This window comes from Nocardia amikacinitolerans NBRC 108937 (assembly GCF_001612615.1).
Lineage (GTDB): Bacteria > Actinomycetota > Actinomycetes > Mycobacteriales > Mycobacteriaceae > Nocardia > Nocardia amikacinitolerans.
Genome location: NZ_BDAU01000009.1, coordinates 326981 through 347089 on the forward strand (window position 1 = coordinate 326981; position 20109 = coordinate 347089).

Consider the following 20109-nt stretch of genomic DNA (forward strand, 5'->3'; position numbering starts at 1 on the left):
ACCCCCCTGCTCCCGACCGGGCAGGGGGGTTCGTCACTACAGCGGCGGGTGGACGAGGCTCGGATGGCGGATACCGGGGTGCGGCGCACGGTGCTGCCGGGCGGGCTTCGGGTGGTCACCGAGCACGTGCCGGGCGTCCGGTCGGCCTCGATCGGCGTCTGGGTGGGCGTCGGCTCACGCGACGAAGGGCGCACGGTCGCGGGGGCGGCGCATTTCCTGGAGCACTTGCTGTTCAAGGCGACTCCGACCCGCAGCGCGCTGGACATCGCGCAGGCCATGGACGCGGTCGGCGGTGAGCTGAACGCCTTCACCGCCAAGGAGCAGACCTGCTACTACGCGCACGTGCTCGACGAGGACCTGCCGCTCGCGGTCGATATGGTCTCCGACGTCGTGCTCAACGGGCTGTGCCGTTCGGTGGACGTGGACGTCGAACGACAGGTGGTGCTCGAGGAGATCGCCATGCGCGACGACGACCCCGAGGACCTGGTCGGCGACGCGTTCCTCACCGCGCTGTTCGGCGACCATCCGATCGGCCGCCCGGTGATCGGTTCCGTGGAGTCCATCGAGGCCATGCGGGCCGGTCAGCTGCGGGGTTTCCACCTGCGCAGGTACCGGCCGGATCGGATGGTCGTCGCGGTCGCGGGCAATGTCGAGCACGACCACACGGTGGAGCTGGTGCACCGCGCGTTCGAGAGCCGCTTGGATCCGGAGGCGCAGCCTGCGCCGCGCCGGGAGGGCAGGTTTCGGCCGCACGGCAACCCGGAATTGCAGTGGAACCACCGCGACAGCGAACAGGCGCACCTCGCGTTCGGTGTCCGCGCGTTCGGCCGCCACGAGGGCGATCGCCGGTGGCCGCTGTCGGTGCTCAACACCATCGTCGGCGGCGGACTGAGTTCCCGTCTGTTCCAAGCCATCCGGGAGGAGCGCGGCCTGGCGTACTCGGTGTACTCCAGCGTGGACACCTTCGCCGACACCGGCGCGTTCTCGGTGTACATCGGCTGCCAGCCCGAAAACCTCGGCAAGGTGGCCGGTTTGGCGCGCGGTGTGCTCGAGGAGGTCGCCGAGCACGGCATCACCGACGCCGAATGCGCCCGCGCCAAGGGCTCGTTGCGCGGCGGATTGGTGCTGGGACTGGAGGATTCGGCCTCGCGGATGAACCGGATCGGGCGCAGCGAACTGAGCTACGGCAACCACCGCAGCGTCTCGGAGACGCTGGCCAGGATCGACGCGGTCACCACCGACGAGGTCACCGCCATCGCCCGCACCCTGCTCGCCCGCCCGTTCGGAGCCTCGGTCGCCGGACCGTACCGTCGCACCCGCGACCTCCCCGCCGCGGTGCGCCGCCTCGTCGACCACTGAGCCGCGCGTAAGATTTCGCGCGGTCGGGTGAACGTCGTGCTCGCCGTGTTCGCGCTGCTGGGGAGAGCCTGGTACCGCGCGTTCCGGCTCTTCCGGGCGGAAGTGCCGCCGGGGTCGCTGCGCGGGCGGGTGCTGCGCGGCCCTGCCGGATGGGCCGGAGTGGCGCTCGCCGCGGTCGGGGGTGTGGTCGCCGGGTGCGGCGGGTTCGAAATCAGCGGTCGCGCAGCCGATGTGGGTACCGGATACGCACTGCTGTCGATCGGGTCGGTGATCGCCGGTGTGGGACACGTGCTGTTGTTCGTCGGATGGCAGCGTCGTCCGCTCCTTCCGATGGTGCGACGTACGGGCTGGAACTATGCGCAGGCAGGCGCGGCGTTGGCGGCATTGGGCACTGTGCTGATCGGCGTGGTGCTCGCGGTGCTGCGACCGTGGTCGGTGCAGCCGGTGGCCGCGAATATCTTCGTGGTGCTCGGCTGTGGCGTGGCGATCGCCTTCGAGCTCGAGTCCCGCTTGGCGCTCCTGCTTCCGCCGCGGATACGGCTTCGTGGCGGTGCCGGCGTTCTGCGGCTCGTCCTGTTCTCGGTGTTGTTGCTCGGAACGTGTTGGAGTGTCGTCCAATTGGCGGCCGGGTCCTGGTGAGCGCGACCGCGATTGCCGACTGTCGCCGGTGCTGGTTGCGGCTGTGGATCTCGTGCGGGTAGCGGCGCACTGGTGACTTGGCCTGGGGGCGTCGCGGTGGTGGGCATGCGCCGACTGTTGCTCGTGCCGACTGTGGTTCTGGTGTGGGTATCGTCGATCGGCGGTTTGCAGCTCGTGAACGCGGGCCGTTGGCTCGTTTCGGCCTGTGTGCGCTGAAGTAGAACGGGTAGCGTGCGGTCGATGCATTGCTGTGGGGAGGGGAGTTGATGCGTACAGCGTGGGAGGCGGTCACCCGGGCCAGGGCCGCGCGAGATCTGGAGCGGTTGCCGGAGGCGAGGCGCATTCTCGGGGAGGCGTTGGCCGCGGCGCCGGAGGATCCGTTGATGCTCGCGGAACTGGCCGATATCGAGTACCGGCTGGACGAGCACGTCGCGGCGCTGAGCCATGCGCGGGCGGCGATCGCCGCTGACCCGGATCGGATCGACGCCTACCTGACGGCGGCTTTGGTCCAGCACAGCGAGGACGAACGAGACGAGGCGTTGCGGTATGCCCGCACTGCGGTGCGGATCGCGCCGCACAGCGTCAGCGCGCTGCTCACCCTCGCCAGGATCATCGTCGGCGGGCAGATGACGGACTCGTTGCGCGCCGAGGCACGCACGGCATTGGAGAGCGCGTGCGCGGCCGCGCCCCTGGACGCGGGCGCTCTCGCCCATGCCGCCGAAAGCTATCGGAAGCTGCCCGATCGTGCCGAGGCGCGGCGCCACGTGGAGCGTGGGCTCGCGGAGGATCCGTTGCACGTCGAACTGCTGGAATTGCGGGCACGCCTGGAGTTCGAGGACTTCTCCACCCGCGACAAGGCGGTCGCGACGCTGCGCGGACTGCTCGGCGCGAGCCCGAACCACGCGCCCGCGCGGCGGCTGCTCGCCGAGATCATGTGGCGGGCGCTGCTGCGGCTGGCCGTTTGGGTGTGGTTCTTCGCGGGCGCGGTGGTGGCGCTCTCGATGTGGGCCGGTCCCGGTGTGCTGCGGGTCGTGACGCCGGTGCTGTTCTGCGTCGTGTTCGTCGCCTGGTTTCGCGTCTTCCGTCATCTGCGCAAACAGTTGCCGCCGCGCTATCTGCGCAAGCGGCTGCTGCGCCGTCCCGAAGCGCTGCTCGGGTTGTGCGGGCTGGTCTTCGCGAGTTTGATCGTCGATCTCGGCGCGGTGGTCTTGCGCACCTCGCTGGTCGGCGCGGGCTACGCGCTGCTGCTCCTCGGTCTGTTCGGTGCGAGCCTCGCGCACCTGATGCTGTTCGCGGCGTGGCTGCGCCGCTTCGGCGACGAGACCGACCACGACGCCGCCGAGGAATACGCGCTGCTGAGCGTCATCGCGGTGGTGTGCTTCGGGCTGGTGGTGCTCGGCGTGCTGGGCGCGCTGCGGTCTTGGTCGCGGGCGCCGGAGGCCCTTCCGGTGCTCGCCGGACTGCTCGGCATCGTTGTGGTGACCTTGCTGCTCGAGCTGCTGCTCGTCTTCGCGGTGGGGCCGAGGTACTGGCGGCGGCCGGTGACCTACTGCACCACCCTGCTGGTGCTGCTCGTGCTCGCTGTCCTCGGCACGAAGTGGAGCTTCGCGTGGATGGCGGTGGAGACGTTCACCCGGTCGGATTGACGGGTCCGGCGCGGGCGGTCAGCGGTGGGCGTCGGCCGCCGCGCCGTTGTAGGCGCGATTGGCGGCGTCGACCACCACGTCCAATCGTTTGGGGCGCGTGGCGTCGAGGTTCTCGGTGCGCAGCCGCTGACATGTCTGGCCGTCGATGGCGAGGCACTCGGCTTGTCAGCGGTGCGCGTCAGCCGTCGCGCCGTCGTAGGCGCGATTGGCGGCGTCGACCACCACGTCCAGCAGTCCGGGAAGCGCGGCGTCGAGGTCTTCGGCGCGCAGCCGCTGACAGGTCTGGCCGTCGACGTTCATGCGCTCGATGACGCCCGCCTCGCGCAGGATCTTGAAGTGGTGGGTCGCGGTGGATTTGTTGATCACGTCGTAGAGCGCGCCGCAGCGCACAGGGGTACCGGCGTTCCGCAGTCGGCGCACCATCTCCAGGCGCACCGGATCCTGCAAAGCGCCTAGCACTGTGGGCAGCGGTGCGATGGGCGGAGCGGCTTCGGTGGCATCGGTCATGATCTACCTCACTCGGGGGTTTGATGATCATCGAACCGGTTGTATGGTCGATGGAGTTCGATCAATATCAAACTTACCTGATCGGGGGATCGATGGCAGCGACAATGGCGGTGGCCGCCGACGAGCAGACCACGCAACGCTGGGCCTACGCCCTGGTGCTGGTCGCCAGCGGCGTGGCGCTCGGCGTCTCGGGGGTGCCCGCTCCGCTGTACGGGATCTACGAAACGCAGTGGCACCTTTCGCCGCTGACCACCACGATCGTCTTCGCGGTGTACGCCGTCGCCGCGCTCGGCGCGGTGCTGGTGTCCGGTCGCATCTCCGATGTGGTGGGCCGAAAGCCGGTGCTGCTCGGCGCTTTCGCCACCATGATCGCCGGCCTCGTCGTGTTCGTGCTCGCCGACTCGGTCCCGATGTTGTTGCTGGCCAGGGCATTGCACGGGATGGCCGTCGGCTCCACCGTGGTGGCGGGCGCGGCGGCGCTGCTCGACCTGCGTCCGCACCGCGGCGCGCGGTCGGGGCAGCTCAGCGGCGTTGCCTTCAATGTCGGTATGGCCGTGGCGATCCTGGGTTCGGCGCTGCTCGCCCAGTACGCGCCGCATCCTTTGCGCACGCCGTACGTCGTCATCACGGTCGTCTGTTTGGCGATCGCCGCGGGTGTGCTCGCACTGCGCGAACCGCACGGCGCCAGGCAGGCCGGACGCATCCGCATCGCGAAACCCGCCGTGCCGCAAGAGATCCGCGCGGACTTCTGGTTCTCCGCGATCGGTGTGATGGCCGCCTGGTCGGTGCTCGGCGTGCTGCTCTCGCTGTACCCATCGCTGGCCGCGCAGCAGACCGGTATCCACAATCTGGTCTTCGGTGGCGCGGTCGTCGCCTCGACAGCCCTCTCCGGCGCGACCGCGCAACTGTTCGCGACCGGTATCCCGGCCCGCAGGGCCGCCATCCTCGGCGACACCGGCATGGCGCTTGCCCTGCTGCTCACGGTGCCCGCACTGGCCACCCACAGCTGGGTCGCGGTGCTCGGCGCCGGTGTCGCCCTCGGCGCCACCTTCGGCCTCGGCTTCGGCGGATCGCTACGCCATCTGTCCAACGTGGTGCCACACCACAAGCGCGGGGAGACGATGTCGGCGTACTACCTGCTGGCCTATTCGGCGATGGCATTGCCGACGATTCTGGCCGGGTGGGCCGCGACGACCTGGGGCTTGAAGACGGTGTTCCCGTGGTTCGTGGGTGTGGTCGCGGTGGCGTGTCTGGTGGCAGCGGGGCTGGGGCTGCGCGGAAGCCACGAGGAAGCGATCGAGCCCGAGATGGTCTCGAAGTAGACCTCGCCCAGTTGCGGCCGCGCTCGGCGCTCCGGAAATCGACGGTAGTCGAATGGCGGCTACTTGATCCTTGAAAAGCCACCATTTGACTACCGTCGAATCCATTTCACTATCGACGGTAGTCAAATGGTGGTCGAGCCCTTGACACGCCAATAGGCCTCCCGAGATCAACCGGTCAATGACTCCGGCCCGAACCCGTCGAATCACTCCGCCACGGGCGTCTCGTGCACCGTCAGCCAGCGATACCCGAGTTCGAACCCCTCGACAGCACTCAACACAGCGGTCACCCGTCGCGCGGAGTTCTCGTCCTCGGTGAGGTGCCGCTCCAAGAACCGCACCACCACGTTCTCGCCGAAGCGGGCGAGCTCGGTGATCTCGGAAATCTCGATTCGCAACCCCGGCCACGCGTTTCGCGCTTCCCGCAACCCGGCCAGCAGTGCGTCACGTTCGAGGACCGCGCCGGAAACGCTGACCATGGAGAACCGCTCGTGCTGCGCCGCGGCGAACCGCTCGAAGACTTCGAACGGCGCGGGCGAGCCGAGCCACGCGGCGAGATCGGCGTGCAGCGATGCGATCGAGTCCTCGATGTCCATACCCGTATCCTACGAAAGACGCTGCTTCGCAGCGCTTTCCCATGCTTCGCGGTAGCTGTACCAGCTGTGCCGCGTACCGCGATCGGGCTACCATGCAGCTCATGCGATGGTGGGGGAGGTCGGTGCGCAGGTTGCACCGTGCGGCGTTGTTGTTCGCGGTGCTCGCCGCGGTGGTCGGCGGATTGGCCGTCGCGGGGTTCACCTGGTGGTTGTTGTGGTTGGGGCTCGGCGCCAAGGCCGAGACGCCGAATCAGCTGGATCTCACCAAGATCGCGCTCTCGGTGACGGCGGGCGTCGGCGGCGCGGTGGCGTTGGTCGTGGCATACCGGCGGCAGCGGGATCTGGAGCGCGGCCGGTTCGCCGAGCTGTTCGGGACGGCGGCGAGGCAATTGGGTGACGAGGATCCGGCCGTGCGGCTCGCCGGCGTGTACGCGATGGCCGGTGTGGCGGACGAGTTCTCGGCGCCCGTGCGACGGCAGCAGTGCGTCGACGTGCTGTGCGGGTACCTGCGCCTGCCCTACGAACCGGACGACGGAGCCAACCACCTGATCTCGCGCGCCGAGACCGCGCGGGAATCGGATCGCGAGGTCGAGCGCGTCTATCGGGTGCGGCACAACGATCGAGAGGTGCGCGGCACCATCGTCCGGGTGATCGCCGATCACCTGCGGCCGTACGGCGAAGCGTCCTGGTCGCGGTGCGATTTCGACTTCACTGGCGCGGTCTTGGAGAACGCGGACTTCGAAGCGACCGAATTCGGCGGGCGCCGAACCACTTTCGCCAGAGTGCGGTTCGTCGGCGACCGGTTCGCGGATTTCAACCGCGCCCGCTTCACCGGCCACCACGTGACCTTCCGCGACGCAATCTTCGTCACCCCGATCACGAACTTCGAGAACGCCGAATTCCGCACGGAACGAACCACCTTCGACGGCGCGACCTTCGAGAGCCCGCGGACCTGTTTCGACGAAGCGACATTCGCGGGCCTGCGCACCGGCTTCGTCGCCGCCAAATTCCTCGGTGCGCGAACATCTTGGCGCAGTGCCGTTTTCCGGGCCGAGATGACTTCCTTCGCGCGGGCGACCCTGGACGGCGAGCACGTGTCCTTCGAGCAGTCGGTCTTCTCCGGCCAACGGCTCGCGTTCACCTCGGCACAGCTCTACGCCACGACCGTCGGCTTCGAGGAGGCCAAGCTGGGTGCCGCCGCTCGCCTGCGCGGCCGCGGTACCCGCGAGATCGATTTCGTCGGAGCGGAATTCCACGGCGCGGTGAGCTTCGCCCGCAGCACCATCGCCGGACAGGCCGCCGACTTCCGCGAGGGCGACTTCTTCGGCGAGATCTTTTTCGTCGCGACTCGCTTCACCGCGGGCGAAACCGATTTCGCCCGGCCGAAGGCGTGGGTGGGCGTGCGTTTCGATTGGGACGACAATCCCACCGCCAAACCGGCTTCCGTCAAACCGAATCCCTGGCCACCCGCCCCGGAGCCCGCCCCCGCATCCAGCATTTAGTACTGCCTCACCCGATACCAAGGACGCCGCCGAGCCCCGAGCATCCCCTCAGCGCAGCGGCGTCCACGGCTAGCGCAGCGCGGAAGGAGAACGCAGCGCGGCGGGCGGCGACTCGATGGACGCCGCCCGCCGCTGTCTGCCGTTGCTCGCGCGGCTCCCCGCTACTCCGGCCAACCGCCGTACGGAACGGTGATCAACTCCAGGAAGTGACCGCTCGGGTCCAGGAAGTACACCCCGCGCCCGCCGTCGTTGTGGTTGATCTCGCCGGGCGCCTGCTGGCGCGGATCGGCCCAGTGCTCCAGCCCGTAGCGCTGGATCTTGGCGTAGGCCGCGTCGAACTCGGCCTCGGAGACCAGGAAGGCGTAGTGCTGGGGTTGGATTTCGGGGTTCTCGCCCGGCACGACCGCGAAGTCGAAACCGACTCCGTTGCTCATCCGTAGCTCGATGAACGGACCCCACTCCTTGCCTACTTCCAGGCCGAGGATGTCGGCCCAGAATTCCACCGAGACGCGATTGTCGCGGCAGCCGACGATGGTGTGATTGAACTGAATGGACAGTGGATTTCTCCTCGAATCGTGACGGTCCCGACCCTGGGCTCGGTACAAGGCGGCCTACAGGAGCACCGTCACGTCGATCGACGATAGCGGTCGATCACCGGTCTCGCCAACCCCCGGTTACCGGAAAATTTTCGGGCGGCGCCAGTTTCGGCGGTGTCGGTTCCGCTCGACGCCGTGCCCGGTAGCGTCGCAGCCATGAAGATTCGTGGGGCGGTCCTGGAGCGGATCGCGGCGCCGGTACCGTTCGCCGAGTCGGCGCCGATCAACGTCTGTGAGCTGGAGCTCGGCGAACCCGGACCCGGCGAACTGCTGGTGCGGATCGAGGCCGCCGGGCTGTGCCATTCCGACCTCTCGGTCGTGGACGGCAACCGGGTCCGGCCGGTGCCCATGCTGCTCGGCCACGAGGCCGCGGGCCGCGTCGAGGCGGTCGGCCCCGGCGACGGCGATATCGCGGTCGGTCAGCGCGTGGTGATGACCTTCCTGCCGCGCTGCGGCGGGTGCGCGGGGTGCGCGAGCGAGGGCCGCACACCGTGCGTGCCGGGCAGCGCGGCCAACAACGCCGGAGAGCTGCTCAACGGCGGACGGCGGCTGCGGCGCGAGGGCGCGGAGGTGCACCACCACCTCGGTGTCTCGGCGTTCGCGACGCACGCGGTGGTGGACCGCCGCTCGGTGGTCCCGGTCGACGACGACGTGCCGCCGGAGGTCGCGGCCGTGCTCGGGTGCGCGGTGCTCACCGGCGGTGGCGCACTGCTGAATTCGGCTCGTCCGGGGCCTGCGGACCGGATCATGGTGGTCGGGCTCGGTGGTGTCGGCATGGCGGCGGTGCTCGTGGCGGTCTCGCTGGGAGCGAAGGACGTGATCGCCGTCGACACCGTCCCCGAAAAGCTGGACCTGGCAAAGGATCTCGGCGCGACCGCCGCCTATACCCCTGCGGAGGTCGCCGAGCAGGGCGTGCAGGCCGAGGTGGTGATCGAGGCGGCGGGCAACGTGCGCGCGTTCGAGACCGCGGTCGCGGCGACCGCCGCGGGCGGCACCACCGTCACCGTCGGTCTGCCCGCCCCGGAAGCCCGCGCGAGCATTTCACCGCTGGCCCTCGTTGCGCAGGGCCGCTCCATCGTCGGCAGCTATCTCGGCTCCGCGGTGCCCTCGCGTGACATCCCGGAGTACGTGCGGATGTGGCGGGAAGGGCGGCTTCCGGTGGAACGGCTGGTGTCGGCGCACATCGGGTTGGACGAGATCAACCGCGCCATGGACGAACTCGCGGCCGGGCACGCGCTGCGGCAGGTGATCGTCTTCGACTGAGCGGTGACGGTCGTCACCGCCTCGTCGCCGGTAGCTCGTTGCTTACCCGGACGTGCGTATTCGACCGAAAAGTAGGTACTTGTCGGCCACCGCCGCCCCGCGCAGACTCGCCTCTTGCACGCCCCGCACGGGGACGAAGCGGCTTGGGAGGCAAGATGACCGACGACACACGCGTGCCCGTGACCGTGCTTGGTCTCGGTTCGATGGGCAGTGCGGTAGCGGCGGCGTTCGTCGCGGCCGGGCACCCGACCACCGTGTGGAACCGCAGCCCCGGCAAGGCCGCGCCGCTGGTGGCGCTGGGCGCGACGCACGCGGCGACGATCGACGAGGCGGTCGCGGCGAGCCCGTTGATCCTCTCGGTGCTCACGGGATTCGAAGCCACCCTTGATGCGCTCGCCCCCGCGGGGGCGGCGCTGGCCGGACGTACGCTGATCACGCTCAACAGCGGTGCACCGGCGGGCGCGCGCGAGGTGGCCCTGTGGGCCGCCGCGCACGGTGCGCGGTTCCTGGGTGGTGCGATCAAGAACGTGCCCGCGGCCGTCGGCGCCGCCGACACGCTGTTGTACTACGGCGGCGACCGCGGCGTGTTCGACGAATACCGTTCCACCCTTGGCGTTCTCGGCGGCGAGAACGTTCACCTCGGTGACGAACCCGACCTCGCCGCGCTGTACGAGGCGGCCGTCGGCGCGACCCTCTTGCCGACCCTGCTCGGGTTCTTCGAGGGCGCAGCGGTGCTCGCGTCGCGCGGTATCGAGGCCCGCGCGATGGTGCCGTACTCGGCCAAGTGGCTGCGCATGATCGAGTCGCTGCTGCCGCTGCTCGCCGAGGAGATCGACACCGGCGACTACACGAAGCTCGGTTCCTCGGTCGGGCTGTTCCACGATGCCGTCGACAGCGACATGCGGGTCGGCGTCGAAGCGGGCGTCGACATGTCGTGGCATGCGCCGATGGCGGAACTGCTGCGCCGAGCGATCGCGCGCGGGCATCGCGAACACAGCGTGACGGCGCTGATCGAGGTGCTCAAGAACCCGGCGACGTAGCCTCCGCCGCATCCATCGCCTCCACGAAAAGGCCGAGCAGCCGGGCGAATTCGGCGCGTTCGCGCTCGGACCAGTCGGCCATGGCGGCCGCGGTCGCCATGGCGCGACGCCGGTGGGCTTCGGTGAGCATTCGGTCGCCGAGTGCGGTCGGCCGCAGCACCGCCCTGCGGCCGTCGCGCTGGTCGGCGACCCGCTCCAGCCAGCCCTCCGAAACTGCCTGGGCGACAAGTCGACTCGCGCGCGGCTGATCGACACCGAGAGCCGGGGCCAGCGCTCCGACGGTGGGATATTCGAGGGTCGATACGGCGTCGAGCACGCGGAAAACCGCGGGGGGAACTCGACTCTCGCCCGCCAGCGCACCGCGCGTCTGCCTGCGCCGGATGCGGACCATGGCGGCAGCGACCGCCTCGGCGGACGCGTCGCGCTCTTCCATCGGCCTCATCTCCATGTCAGACTACATATAGATGTGATCGTACATGTACATGGAGGGCTCGATGGCCGAGCGCAGAATCGGATACCTGCTGAAGGAACTCGACCGCCTGATCGAAGCGCGGTTCGACGACGACCTCGCGGCGGGCGGCCTGAGCCGACGGCACTGGCAGCTGCTGCATTCGCTGTCCGAGGGGCCGCGCTCGGCGGAGGAGTTGCGCGAGGCGCTCTCGCCGTTCTGGAAAACCGAGGGGGAGTGGGGGATCGAGATCGACCGCTTGTCGTCGGCGGGACTGATATCCGCGGACGTCGACGCGCTCGACCTGACCGCCGCGGGCCGGGCCGCCCACGACGAAACCTTCGTCCGCATCGCCGAACGCCGCCGCGCGATGGCGCGCGGCATCGAACCCGAGCAGTTCGAGACCACCCTGCTCGCCTTACAGCGGATGATCGGCAACCTCTCGGCGTGATCCTGGAGGCGTGCCAGTGCCGCAACCTATAAAGGTCGGCCAAACCAACACCGACCGAAGGTCACCATTGATCGCCCCACCGCACTAAATGTCACCCTCGGTCGGTTCACCGGTGCACGCAGGTCGGGTGAATAAAGGTGACATCCAGTCTGTCTGGCGGGATGAAGGCGGCCTTCGGTCGGTTGCCGCGTCAACCATTCGGACGCGGCGCCAGCCGTCGGGACGCTCAGGTGCGCGACTGACTGACCGGACATAGTCATATGTCGCTATGCGCATTAGTCAGACAGCGCCCAGGTGGGCAAGGAACGCGGAGTCCGGGTATCGCGGCATCCCGGCCTGCGGCCAGCTAAGGACGGGCCCCCGGGCCGAACTGCCGCAAGCCCACCCGGACGCCCGGCGAACCCCGCGCACCGCACCCCTCGATAGGCTTGCCGCAACACCAGCGGAACGAGGAGGTGCGGTGACCATTCGGGTCGGAGTGCTCGGAGCACGCGGGAAAGTCGGTCAGGCGATCTGCGCGGCGGTGCAGGCGGCGGGCGACCTGGAACTGGTCGCGCAGGTCGACAAGGACGACGCGCTGGAGACGTTCACCGAGAGCGGCACCCAGGTCGTCGTCGACTTCACCCACCCCGACGTGGTGATGGGCAATCTGAAGTTCCTGGTGGAGCACGGTATTCACGCGGTCGTCGGCACCACCGGCTTCGACGAGGCGCGGCTGGCCGAGGTGCGCGGCTGGCTTGCCGAGCGGCCCGAGACCGGCGTGCTGATCGCCCCGAACTTCGCCATCGGCGCGGTGCTGTCCATGCGTTTCGCCGAGCAGGCCGCGCGGTTCTTCGAATCTGTCGAGGTCATCGAGCTGCACCACCCGAACAAGGCCGACGCGCCGTCCGGCACCGCCTACCGGACCGCGGGCCTGATCGCCGGGGCCAGGGAGCGCGCGGGCGTGGGCCGCAGCCCCGACGCGACAACCACCGAACTGGAGGGCGCGCGCGGCGCCGACGTCGACGGCGTGCGGGTGCACTCGGTGCGGCTGGCCGGACTCGTCGCGCACCAGGAGGTGCTGTTCGGTACCCAGGGCGAGACGCTGACCATCCGGCACGACTCGATCGACCGCTCCTCCTTCGCGCCGGGCGTGCTGCTCGGCGTGCGGGAGATCGCCGGTCGGCCCGGTCTGACCGTCGGGCTCGATCCGTTCCTCGACCTGTGAGCGAGCGAATCGTCGGCACAGCGGAGACGGCCGCATCGAGCCGCATGTGCGCCGCGACCGCGTCGAAGGCGCGCCCGTGAATGCCGAGGCCAACGCCAGCCGCGGCCAGATCTTCCGCGTCGTGGGACTCATCGCGGCGCTGGTGTTCGCCCTCGGCTTCTACTTCCTGCTGCTCGGCCGAATCGCGTTCGCGCTGATCGGTTCCGGTGAAGCCGCCGGGATCGCGCTGGGTGTCGGCGTGCTGCTGCTGCCGATCCTCGGTGTGTGGGTCACGGCCGCCACCGTGCGCGCGGCGTTCGCCCACCAGCACCTGGCCCGCCGCATTCACGAGGAGGGTCTGGAACTGGACACCTCCACGCTGGCGCGGCGACCGTCGGGCCGCATCGAGCGCGGCGCGGCCGACGAACTGTTCGAGCAGGTGAAGCGGGAATGGGAGGCCGATCCGGACAACTGGCGGGTCTCCTACCGCCTGGCCCGCGCCTACGACTACGCGGGCGACCGCACCAGAGCCCGCGAGACCATGCGCCGCGCGGTGGCGCTGGAGAAACTGGAACGCGAGCAGCGCGAAGGGTAGCGAAACGTGGCCCGACTGTTGATCATTCACCACACTCCGTCGCCGCACATGCAGGCGATGTTCGAGGCGGTGGTGTCCGGCGCGACCGATCCGGAGATCGAGGGCGTCGAGGTGGTGCGCCGCGCGGCGCTGGCCGTCACCGCGCCCGACGTGCTCGAAGCCGACGGCTACCTGCTCGGCAGCCCCGCGAACCTCGGCTACATGTCGGGTGCGCTCAAGCACGCGTTCGACACGTTCTACTACCCGTGCCTGGACTCCACGAAGGGTCGCCCGTACGGCCTGTACCTGCACGGCAACGAGGGCACCGAGGGCGCCGAGCGCGGTGTCGACCGCGTGACGACCGGTCTCGGCTGGGTGAAGGTGGTCGCGCCGGTGGTGGTGTCGGGGCCGCCGTCGAAGGAGGACATCGAGCGCTGCTGGGAGTTGGGGGCGACGGTCGCGGCCCAGCTGATGGGCTGACGGCATGAGGTCGGCCCCGATTTTTGGTGTCTGACCACCGGGCGCCGCGGCGGTCATACTGCGTGGTGACGTTGTAGCGGGGGGATTGTGGACGAGTTGCTCGGGATGGGAGTGGCGAGGGTGACGTGGGCCGACGGTGGCGAGCGAGCGGTGCGACGGATCGGGTTGGTCGAAGACCACGAATCGGTCGCGATCGGTCTGGCCGCGATGCTTGCGCCGGAACCTGATCTCGATCTGGTGTGTACGGCCGGAACGGTGCCGGAGCTGCTCGCGGCGGCCGGGCCGGCGCCCGCGTTGGACCTGGTGGTGCTGGATCTGCGCCTCGCCGACGGCTCCGCGCCGGAGGACAATGTGCGCGCGCTGCGCGAACGCGGCATCGAGGTGCTGGTGTTCACCGGCGCCGACAACGCGTTCCTGGTCCGTTCCGCGGCCCGCGCAGGCGTGCTCGGCGTGGTGCGCAAATCCGAGGACGTTCCGACGGTCGTGGCGGCCGTGCGGCGCGCGGCCTCGGGTCAGCAGGTCGTCACCACCGACTGGGCCGCCGCCATCGACGGCGATCCGCAACTGTCCGACGTGGGCCTGAGCCCGCGCCAGGAGGAAGTGCTCACGCTGTACGCCTCGGGCGAGAAGGCTTCTCGCGTGGCGCGTCTGACCGGCCTGTCCGAGCAGACCGTCAACGACTACCTCGGCCGCATCCGCCAGAAGTACGCCGACGCGGGCCGTCCCGCCCCGACGAAGACCGACCTCTACAAGCGCGCCGTGGAGGACGGATGGCTACCGGTTCCCGAGCGGCATCCGCGCGGATGATCCCGTCCAGCGCGCTGGACACCGCATCGACCGCACTCGAACCCGGACCCGACTCGAGGTCGTGCCGGTGGCGTCGACTGCTGCGTGCGGTGGGCGGAAACGACATCGATGAGGCCGCCTCGGACCGGATCCTGCGCAGACTCGGCTTGACCTTCGGCATCGCCGGGATGATCGCCGCGGTGGTCGAGTTGCCGGAAATCGCCGATCAGAGTCGCTTCGCCCCGTTCGGCTGGACCGTGCTCGCGTTCGTGCTGGCGTTCGGGCTGTTCCCGGTGCTCGCCGTCGTGTCGGTCGGCATGAACAGGTATGTCATCCAGTCCGTCGCGGGCGCCGCGGCGGTCGGCTACGTCGTCGCGATGGCGTTGATCCCGTTCGCTTACCGGCAGCCCGCGACCGACGCCACCTCGGTGTGGCTGTACCGCGTGTTCGCGCTCGGCGTGCTCGCGGCGGCGCTGGCGTGGCGGCCGGCGGTCGCGGTCGGGTATCTGATCGTCGGCGGCGCGGTGGCCGCTGTCGCCAACAAGTACGTGGTGCCGGACGGGTCGGCCTTGGCGCTGCTCGGTGATTTCGCGCGCTCGGTCGGGTTGTGCGCGCTGTTCCTGTGGTGCGCGGTCTATGCCAGGGCGGCGGCCGCCCGCGTCGACCGGGAGTCGGCGATCGCGAGCAGCCGCGCCGCCGCCGTGGCGGGCGCCGCGGCGCGGGACCGGGAGCGGGCCCGTTTCGCGGCGCTGATCCACGACGCGGTGCTCTCCACGCTGCTGGACGCCTCGCGCACCGGAACCGATTCGCCGGTGCTGCGCAAGCAAGCCGAGCGCACACTCGCCCAGCTCGACCAATTGCGCGGCGGCGAGACCGAACCCGACCGGCTGAACGCGCAGGCGGCGGTCGGCTTCCTGCGTGCGGCGGTGCACGAAGTCAATCCGGGCATCGCGTTCAGCGCGCGGCGCTGGTCCGGGGTGGACGATTTGCGGCTGCCGGTGGACGCTGCGGGCACCATCGCGGCGGCGCTGGCCGAGGCGGTGCGCAACAGTCTGCGGCACGGCACGGTGCCGGGACGCACCGTGCAGCGCTCCGTCACCGTCACCGTGAGCGCGGGCGGGATCCGGGTGGTCTTCCGCGACGACGGCGCGGGTTTCGATCCGGGCGGGGTTCCCGCGGACCGGCTCGGCATCTCGGTGAGCATCCTGGGTCGCATGCGGCAGCTGCCCGGCGGCGCGGCGTTCGTCGAATCGCAGCCGGGGGAGGGCACGTCGGTGACGCTGGTGTGGGGTAGCGATGGTTGACGCCGATTCCGAATTGGGCGTGCGCGATCTGCTCGGCCTGCGCGACGCGGCGGCCTGGCTGTTCCTGCTGATCCTCGAAGCGACCATCGTCCTGTACATGGTCCGCAACTTCTCCGACGCGTCGCCGTTCGCGGCCGTCACGGGGCTGGTCCTGCTCGCGGTCGCGGGCATCCTGGTGCTGGTCATACCCGTCGATCCTTTGCCCTGGCCCGCAACGGTTTTCGTGGCGGCTTCCGGACCGGTGGCGACCGCGTTGACCACCCTGCACATCGAGCACGGCTGGTCGAAGCCGGTGTGGTCGGCGTTCGCCTCGTCCTACGTGCTTGCCGTGCTCGTGTTGCGCGGCAGGCTCGGCGCCGCCTGGCTCGGCGTCGCGGGCGTGGCCGCGGTGGTCGCTGCCGTCGGCGCCACGGCCGGGCTGCGCGGCGGGTTCATCGCCGGAACGGTGGTGCCGATCGCGACGGTCGCCGGAGTGTCGGTGTGCGCCGCGATCATGCGGCCCACCCAGCGCTCGCTGCGCCTGTTGCGCGAGGAGGCGACCATGCGCGCGGCGGCCGAGGCCACCATGGCCGCGGAGAACGGCGAACGCGACCGGCAGCTGGCCAGGCTGGACCGGGTGGCGCGGCCGATTCTGGAGCGCATCGCCGACGGCGTCGAGCTCACCGCCGCCGAGCGCGAACAGTGCAGGCTGCTGGAAGCCGAACTGCGCGACGGACTGCGCGCGCCCCAGCTGGTCACCGACGAACTCAGCAGCGCTGCCCGCGGCGCGCGCTCCCGCGGCGTGGAGGTGGTGCTGCTGGACGACGGCGGTTTCGCCGGTGTGCCGCGCTGGGTGCGCCAGCGGGTGATCGACGCGGCAATCAAAGAATTGGACGCGGCGAACGCGGGCACGGTCACCGTCCGGGTGCTCCCGATGGGCCGCCGCATCCTGGCGACGGTGCTCGCCAACGCCCCCGCCACCGCCCGCCGCACCGAGATCGACGCGGCGGGCGAGGTCACCGTCACCACCTGAGCCCGCTCACTCGAGCAGCGGAAACCGACCCGAGGTCAGCAAGCCGGTGATGGCGTCCATCTTCGCTTGCGGCGCGGCGTAATCCGGGTGCCCGCGCAGCACCGCGGCGACATCGTGCAGGCGGATCATCTGCTCCTCGGCCTCGAGCACGGTCCGCCCGCCTGGGCTGACGGGGTGGGTGGCGAACTGCGGTGCCGCCGTATCGATGCGGCCGAGCCGCACCGCGTGCTCGACCCGTCTCGAACAGCGGCACGCCACCCGCGGGTCGGCTATCCCGCACGAGGAGCCGAGGAACGCGCCGAGACGTTTCCTGGCCCGCTCCAATCGCTTTCGGTACGCGGCGGGAGTGATGTCGAGGACCCACGCCGCGTCCGTCGAGCTCAGTTCGAAGACGTGACCGAGCACGAACGCGACGCGTTCCTCGCGCGCCAGGCATTGCAGCATGCCCTGGCTGCAACTGAGCCGGACTTCGCTGGACAACAGCGCGGCCTGCGGACCGCGGTAGTCCTCGGCGGCCAAACCGTCGACGAGTCCCGCGCCGAACTCGTCCAGGCTGAGCTGCTGCTGTTCCTGGGGCGTTCGGGTGCGGAGGTTGATCAGGTAGTTGACACCGATGCGATACGCCCAGGTGAGCAGCTTCGCCTCGCCGCGGAAAGTGGCGAGGCGGGTGATCGCGCGGATCAGGATCTCCTGCGTCGCGTCCTCCGCCTCGGCGGGCCGCCACACCATCCGCAAGGCGAGCCGGTAGATCGGATCTCGGAGCAGGCGAATGATTTCGGCGACCGCGTCCCGGTCACCGTCCACCGCGCGGGCGACCAACTCCGCCTCCGCGCGGCGAGCGTCCTCGGTTGTCGCGATCCCGTCGACCGGGGCGTTGCCTGCCGCGACGTCTGTACTGCGCATCGGGTCATCTTCGGCAGCCTGCCCCGCTCCCGCAAGCCCACGGTGGTCCGGGGCGTTGCAGGCCGGTGAGCCTGGCGACGCGAGCGTCGCGAAGGTGGACCCGGGCGAGGCGAACCACGGCCGTTCGATGGCCGTGGTGCGCCGCACGAGCGCCCGGGGCGTCGTGGACCGCGAGCGCGGACTCACGACCGCGCGGCCTGCGACACCAGCGCGTGCTTGCGCAACCACTCGGCGACAGCCGATCCGATCTCGCGCGGCCGATCCTCCGGTGCGTGGTGCCCGGCGGGTGGAATCGAAACCAGCTCTGCGTTGGCGAAAGTCGTTGCGGCCCAACGCGCCGACTCCGCCGAGCCGAGGCCGGTGCCGTTCTCCAACACCATGATCAGCGTCGCGATCTCGGGTGTCTCGGCGAGGTACCGGCCGTAGTTTCGCACGATGTCCACCACGTCGGCGGGCTCGCCGCCGAGCGGAATTTCCCTGGGCCACATCAGCAGTGGCTTGCGCGTGGCCGGGGTCGGGTAGGGCGCGCGGTAGACGTCGTGGTCCTCCTTCGCCAGATTCGTCACACCGTGCGGCAGGTTGAATTCGATGAACATGTTCTCCTCCAACACCATTCGCTCGCCCTCCGCGCTGCGGAACTTGCGGAACAGCTCGGCGCCAAGCGGCGGCATCTCGGACCACTCCATCGGCCGCAGGAAGGTCTCGATCAGTGCGATGCCGCGCACCCGGCCGGGATGGCGCGCGGCCCAGTCCATGCCGAGCGCGCCGCCCCAGTCGTGGCCGACGATCACCACCTCGTCCAGGCCGCGGCTGTCGAACCAGGCGTCCAGGTAGCGCGCGTGATCGACGAACCGGTAGTCGATGTCGGGCTTGCCCGAGTCGCCCATGCCGACGAGATCGGGGGCCAGCGCCCTGGTCTGGTCGGTGACGTGCGGAATCACATTGCGCCACAGGTAGGACGAGGTCGGGTTGCCGTGCAGGAACACCACGGGCACGGCACCCGACCCGGTGTCCGTGTAGGAGATGTAGGAATCGAGAACGTCGATTGTGGCCACGGGAGGCTCCTTCGGTGTCGTGGGTGTCGCGTCACGCCGCACCCTTTCGCTGCTCGCACCCGTTTCGACACAGCGCCGCCGCCGGTTGTGACCGCCCGGCATGTGACGCTCGACACAGCCGTTCCGCCCTCGTTGTCCTCCCGGCGGAACCCTCGGCCGGAAGTACGCCGACCGAACTTGTCGGACCCCAGTGGCATCCTTCGGATATGCGGAAGATGAGCGCGGCGACCGCGCGGCGGACGGCCCTGGCCGCGCAGGGGTTCGGCAGGCGGCGCCCGGCCACCGTCACGCGCCGGACCGTGGCCGACGTGCTCGCCAGAACCCAGCTGCTGCAAATCGATTCGGTGTCGGCGGTGGTCCGCGCGCACTACGCCCCGGTGTTCAGCAGGATCGGCGGCTACGACCGCGCGCTGCTCGACGAGGCGGCCTGGAGCCACAGTGCCAAGCGGCCGCGGCGGCTGGTCGAGTACTGGGCGCACGAGGCCGCCCTCATCCCGGTCGAGGACTGGCCGCTGATGCGCTGGCGGATGGTCCAGTACGAGCACGGTCGTTGGTCGGGGATGCGCAAGGTGCTGGACCGCAATCCGACGCTCGGCAAGGACATCCTGGACGTGATCCGGGATGTCGGCGCCGCGACCGCCGGTGAGGTGGAGCGGCATCTGGAGTTGGACAAGCCCCGGCCCAAAGGCTCCTGGTGGAATCTCAGCGACACCAAGATGATCTGCGAGCAACTCTTCGCCGCGGGCGAGCTCTCCGTCGACAAGCGCGTCGGCTTCACCAGGCACTACGATCTCGCCGAGCGGGTGATTCCCCCGGAAGTGTTGGCGCGCAACGTTTCCGAGGCGGACGCCGTCGTGGAACTGGTCCGCAGGGCCGCCACCGCGCTCGGCATCGGCACCGAGACCGACCTGCGCGACTACTACCGCCTGCACCGGTCGCAGACCGAGCCGGCGATCGCGGCCCTGGTGGACGCGGGCGAACTGGAAGAGGTCGAGGTCGCGGGCTGGGACAAGACCGCCTACCTGCGGTCAGGGGCCGCCACACCGCGCCGCGTCGAGGGGGCCGCGCTGCTGTGCCCGTTCGACCCGCTGATCTTCTTCCGGCCGCGCACCGAGCGGATCTTCGACTTCCACTACCGCATCGAGATCTACACCCCCGAGCACAAGCGGGTGCACGGCTACTACGTCTTCCCCTTCCTGCTGAACGGGGAGCTGGTCGGCCGCGTCGACCTGCGCGCCGAACGCGCGAAGGGGCGATTGCTCGTGCCGGGCGCGTTCGCCGAGCAGGGCCGCGACAACGCGGAGACCGCGGCGGCGCTGCGCACGGCCCTGCGCGAGATGGCGGACTGGCTCGAGCTGGACGAGGTGGTCATCGGGGAACGCGGCGAGCTGGCCGCGCTGCTGTAGTCGGCGCGGCGGGCGTCGCACCGGTCGGACCGGCGCC

21 protein-coding genes are annotated in these 20109 nt (G+C 69.9%); 15 read left to right on the plus strand and 6 right to left on the minus strand.

Translation table 11 applies throughout. The annotated features are described in order from the left end of the window. The first annotated feature begins 63 nt into the window (after positions 1-63). From NAM01S_RS09550 to NAM01S_RS09560, 3 genes are all read left to right on the plus strand, one after another. Positions 64-1359, plus strand: a complete 1296-nt coding sequence (locus NAM01S_RS09550) for a M16 family metallopeptidase (protein WP_067782473.1) — start codon at positions 64-66, stop codon at positions 1357-1359. Between the two features lie 27 nt (positions 1360-1386). Beyond that, complete coding sequence (locus NAM01S_RS09555) at positions 1387-1998, plus strand: hypothetical protein (protein ID WP_067782476.1); 612 nt, start codon at positions 1387-1389, stop codon at positions 1996-1998. 266 nt (positions 1999-2264) lie between these two features. Next, entirely contained in the window at positions 2265-3644 is a 1380-nt protein-coding gene (locus NAM01S_RS09560) for a tetratricopeptide repeat protein (RefSeq protein ID WP_067782479.1), read from the plus strand. Positions 3645-3809: 165 nt separating this feature from the next. Here NAM01S_RS09560 and NAM01S_RS09565 read toward each other — a convergent pair whose 3' ends face one another. Further along, positions 3810-4151 carry an ArsR/SmtB family transcription factor gene (locus NAM01S_RS09565; RefSeq protein WP_067782482.1) on the minus strand — a complete coding sequence of 114 codons (342 nt, stop codon included), beginning with the start codon at positions 4149-4151 and terminating at the stop codon, positions 3810-3812. 50 nt (positions 4152-4201) lie between these two features. On the opposite strand from NAM01S_RS09565, the gene NAM01S_RS09570 reads away from it, so the two are divergent. Beyond that, complete coding sequence (locus NAM01S_RS09570; RefSeq protein WP_342747042.1) at positions 4202-5473, plus strand: MFS transporter; 1272 nt, start codon at positions 4202-4204, stop codon at positions 5471-5473. Between the two features lie 203 nt (positions 5474-5676). On the opposite strand, the gene NAM01S_RS09575 is transcribed toward NAM01S_RS09570, so the two are convergent. Then, positions 5677-6066 (minus strand): hypothetical protein, encoded by a 390-nt coding sequence (locus NAM01S_RS09575; protein WP_067782485.1) that lies wholly within the window; start codon positions 6064-6066, stop codon positions 5677-5679. Between the two features lie 101 nt (positions 6067-6167). Between NAM01S_RS09575 and NAM01S_RS09580 the strand changes: the two genes are divergently transcribed. After that, positions 6168-7568, plus strand: coding sequence for a pentapeptide repeat-containing protein (locus NAM01S_RS09580; RefSeq protein WP_067782803.1), 1401 nt, complete (start codon positions 6168-6170; stop codon positions 7566-7568). Between the two features lie 161 nt (positions 7569-7729). Here NAM01S_RS09580 and NAM01S_RS09585 read toward each other — a convergent pair whose 3' ends face one another. Further along, on the minus strand, positions 7730-8125 hold the full coding sequence (locus NAM01S_RS09585) for a VOC family protein (protein ID WP_067782806.1): 396 nt from the start codon (positions 8123-8125) through the stop codon (positions 7730-7732). A 195-nt stretch (positions 8126-8320) separates the two neighbouring features. Here NAM01S_RS09585 and NAM01S_RS09590 point away from each other — a divergent pair, with 195 nt between their 5' ends. Further along, the gene (locus NAM01S_RS09590; protein WP_067782809.1) at positions 8321-9427 is read left to right on the plus strand and encodes a zinc-binding dehydrogenase; all 1107 of its coding nucleotides are present in this window, start codon (positions 8321-8323) and stop codon (positions 9425-9427) included. 155 nt (positions 9428-9582) lie between these two features. Continuing rightward, positions 9583-10467, plus strand: coding sequence for an NAD(P)-dependent oxidoreductase (locus NAM01S_RS09595; RefSeq protein ID WP_067782487.1), 885 nt, complete (start codon positions 9583-9585; stop codon positions 10465-10467). Here NAM01S_RS09595 and NAM01S_RS09600 read toward each other — a convergent pair. Continuing rightward, the gene (locus NAM01S_RS09600; protein ID WP_067782812.1) at positions 10448-10900 is read right to left on the minus strand and encodes a MarR family winged helix-turn-helix transcriptional regulator; all 453 of its coding nucleotides are present in this window, start codon (positions 10898-10900) and stop codon (positions 10448-10450) included. The two genes, NAM01S_RS09595 and NAM01S_RS09600, sit on opposite strands and share 20 nt — an antisense overlap. 61 nt (positions 10901-10961) lie before the next feature. Here NAM01S_RS09600 and NAM01S_RS09605 point away from each other — a divergent pair, with 61 nt between their 5' ends. The 7 genes from NAM01S_RS09605 to NAM01S_RS09635 all read left to right on the plus strand — a co-directional run bounded on the left by NAM01S_RS09605 (position 10962) and on the right by NAM01S_RS09635 (position 16708). Continuing rightward, on the plus strand, positions 10962-11366 hold the full coding sequence (locus NAM01S_RS09605; RefSeq protein WP_067782815.1) for a MarR family winged helix-turn-helix transcriptional regulator: 405 nt from the start codon (positions 10962-10964) through the stop codon (positions 11364-11366). Between the two features lie 460 nt (positions 11367-11826). Continuing rightward, entirely contained in the window at positions 11827-12573 is a 747-nt protein-coding gene (dapB, locus tag NAM01S_RS09610) for a 4-hydroxy-tetrahydrodipicolinate reductase (protein ID WP_067782490.1), read from the plus strand. A 76-nt stretch (positions 12574-12649) separates the two neighbouring features. Next, on the plus strand, positions 12650-13147 hold the full coding sequence (locus NAM01S_RS09615; protein ID WP_067782818.1) for a hypothetical protein: 498 nt from the start codon (positions 12650-12652) through the stop codon (positions 13145-13147). A gap of 6 nt (positions 13148-13153) precedes the next feature. Continuing rightward, positions 13154-13606 carry a flavodoxin family protein gene (locus NAM01S_RS09620; RefSeq protein WP_067782493.1) on the plus strand — a complete coding sequence of 151 codons (453 nt, stop codon included), beginning with the start codon at positions 13154-13156 and terminating at the stop codon, positions 13604-13606. A 120-nt stretch (positions 13607-13726) separates the two neighbouring features. Next, positions 13727-14413: a DNA-binding response regulator gene (locus NAM01S_RS09625; RefSeq protein WP_253798495.1), complete on the plus strand. Its 687-nt coding sequence runs from the start codon at positions 13727-13729 to the stop codon at positions 14411-14413. Beyond that, a complete protein-coding gene (locus NAM01S_RS09630; RefSeq protein WP_253798493.1) occupies positions 14377-15696 on the plus strand; it encodes an ATP-binding protein in 1320 nt (439 codons plus the stop codon). The genes NAM01S_RS09625 and NAM01S_RS09630 overlap by 37 nt, the downstream gene beginning before the upstream one ends. Next, positions 15689-16708, plus strand: a complete 1020-nt coding sequence (locus NAM01S_RS09635) for a DUF8320 family protein (RefSeq protein WP_067782499.1) — start codon at positions 15689-15691, stop codon at positions 16706-16708. Before NAM01S_RS09630 ends, NAM01S_RS09635 begins: the two co-directional genes overlap by 8 nt. A 6-nt stretch (positions 16709-16714) precedes the next feature. On the opposite strand, the gene NAM01S_RS09640 is transcribed toward NAM01S_RS09635, so the two are convergent. Then, positions 16715-17611 carry an RNA polymerase sigma factor gene (locus NAM01S_RS09640; RefSeq protein ID WP_084482700.1) on the minus strand — a complete coding sequence of 299 codons (897 nt, stop codon included), beginning with the start codon at positions 17609-17611 and terminating at the stop codon, positions 16715-16717. A gap of 182 nt (positions 17612-17793) precedes the next feature. After that, on the minus strand, positions 17794-18666 hold the full coding sequence (locus NAM01S_RS09645; RefSeq protein ID WP_067782502.1) for a haloalkane dehalogenase: 873 nt from the start codon (positions 18664-18666) through the stop codon (positions 17794-17796). Positions 18667-18872: 206 nt separating this feature from the next. On the opposite strand from NAM01S_RS09645, the gene NAM01S_RS09650 reads away from it, so the two are divergent. Further along, positions 18873-20072: a winged helix-turn-helix domain-containing protein gene (locus NAM01S_RS09650; RefSeq protein ID WP_067782505.1), complete on the plus strand. Its 1200-nt coding sequence runs from the start codon at positions 18873-18875 to the stop codon at positions 20070-20072. The last annotated feature ends 37 nt before the right edge of the window (positions 20073-20109 follow it).

Bases quoted from the DNA above. Each gene is read 5' to 3' on its own strand.
- NAM01S_RS09570 (WP_342747042.1), top strand. From the start codon at position 4,202: ATGGAGTTCGATCAATATCAAACTTACCTGATCGGGGGATCGATGGCA.
- NAM01S_RS09595 (WP_067782487.1), top strand. From the start codon at position 9,583: ATGACCGACGACACACGCGTGCCCGTGACCGTGCTTGGTCTCGGTTCG.
- NAM01S_RS09640 (WP_084482700.1), bottom strand. From the start codon at position 17,611: ATGCGCAGTACAGACGTCGCGGCAGGCAACGCCCCGGTCGACGGGATC.
- NAM01S_RS09580 (WP_067782803.1), top strand. From the start codon at position 6,168: ATGCGATGGTGGGGGAGGTCGGTGCGCAGGTTGCACCGTGCGGCGTTG.
- NAM01S_RS09630 (WP_253798493.1), top strand. From the start codon at position 14,377: ATGGCTACCGGTTCCCGAGCGGCATCCGCGCGGATGATCCCGTCCAGC.
- NAM01S_RS09635 (WP_067782499.1), top strand. From the start codon at position 15,689: ATGGTTGACGCCGATTCCGAATTGGGCGTGCGCGATCTGCTCGGCCTG.
- NAM01S_RS09605 (WP_067782815.1), top strand. From the start codon at position 10,962: ATGGCCGAGCGCAGAATCGGATACCTGCTGAAGGAACTCGACCGCCTG.
- NAM01S_RS09600 (WP_067782812.1), bottom strand. From the start codon at position 10,900: ATGGAAGAGCGCGACGCGTCCGCCGAGGCGGTCGCTGCCGCCATGGTC.
- NAM01S_RS09550 (WP_067782473.1), top strand. From the start codon at position 64: ATGGCGGATACCGGGGTGCGGCGCACGGTGCTGCCGGGCGGGCTTCGG.
- NAM01S_RS09575 (WP_067782485.1), bottom strand. From the start codon at position 6,066: ATGGACATCGAGGACTCGATCGCATCGCTGCACGCCGATCTCGCCGCG.
- NAM01S_RS09560 (WP_067782479.1), top strand. From the start codon at position 2,265: ATGCGTACAGCGTGGGAGGCGGTCACCCGGGCCAGGGCCGCGCGAGAT.
- NAM01S_RS09590 (WP_067782809.1), top strand. From the start codon at position 8,321: ATGAAGATTCGTGGGGCGGTCCTGGAGCGGATCGCGGCGCCGGTACCG.
- NAM01S_RS09565 (WP_067782482.1), bottom strand. From the start codon at position 4,151: ATGACCGATGCCACCGAAGCCGCTCCGCCCATCGCACCGCTGCCCACA.
- NAM01S_RS09650 (WP_067782505.1), top strand. From the start codon at position 18,873: ATGCGGAAGATGAGCGCGGCGACCGCGCGGCGGACGGCCCTGGCCGCG.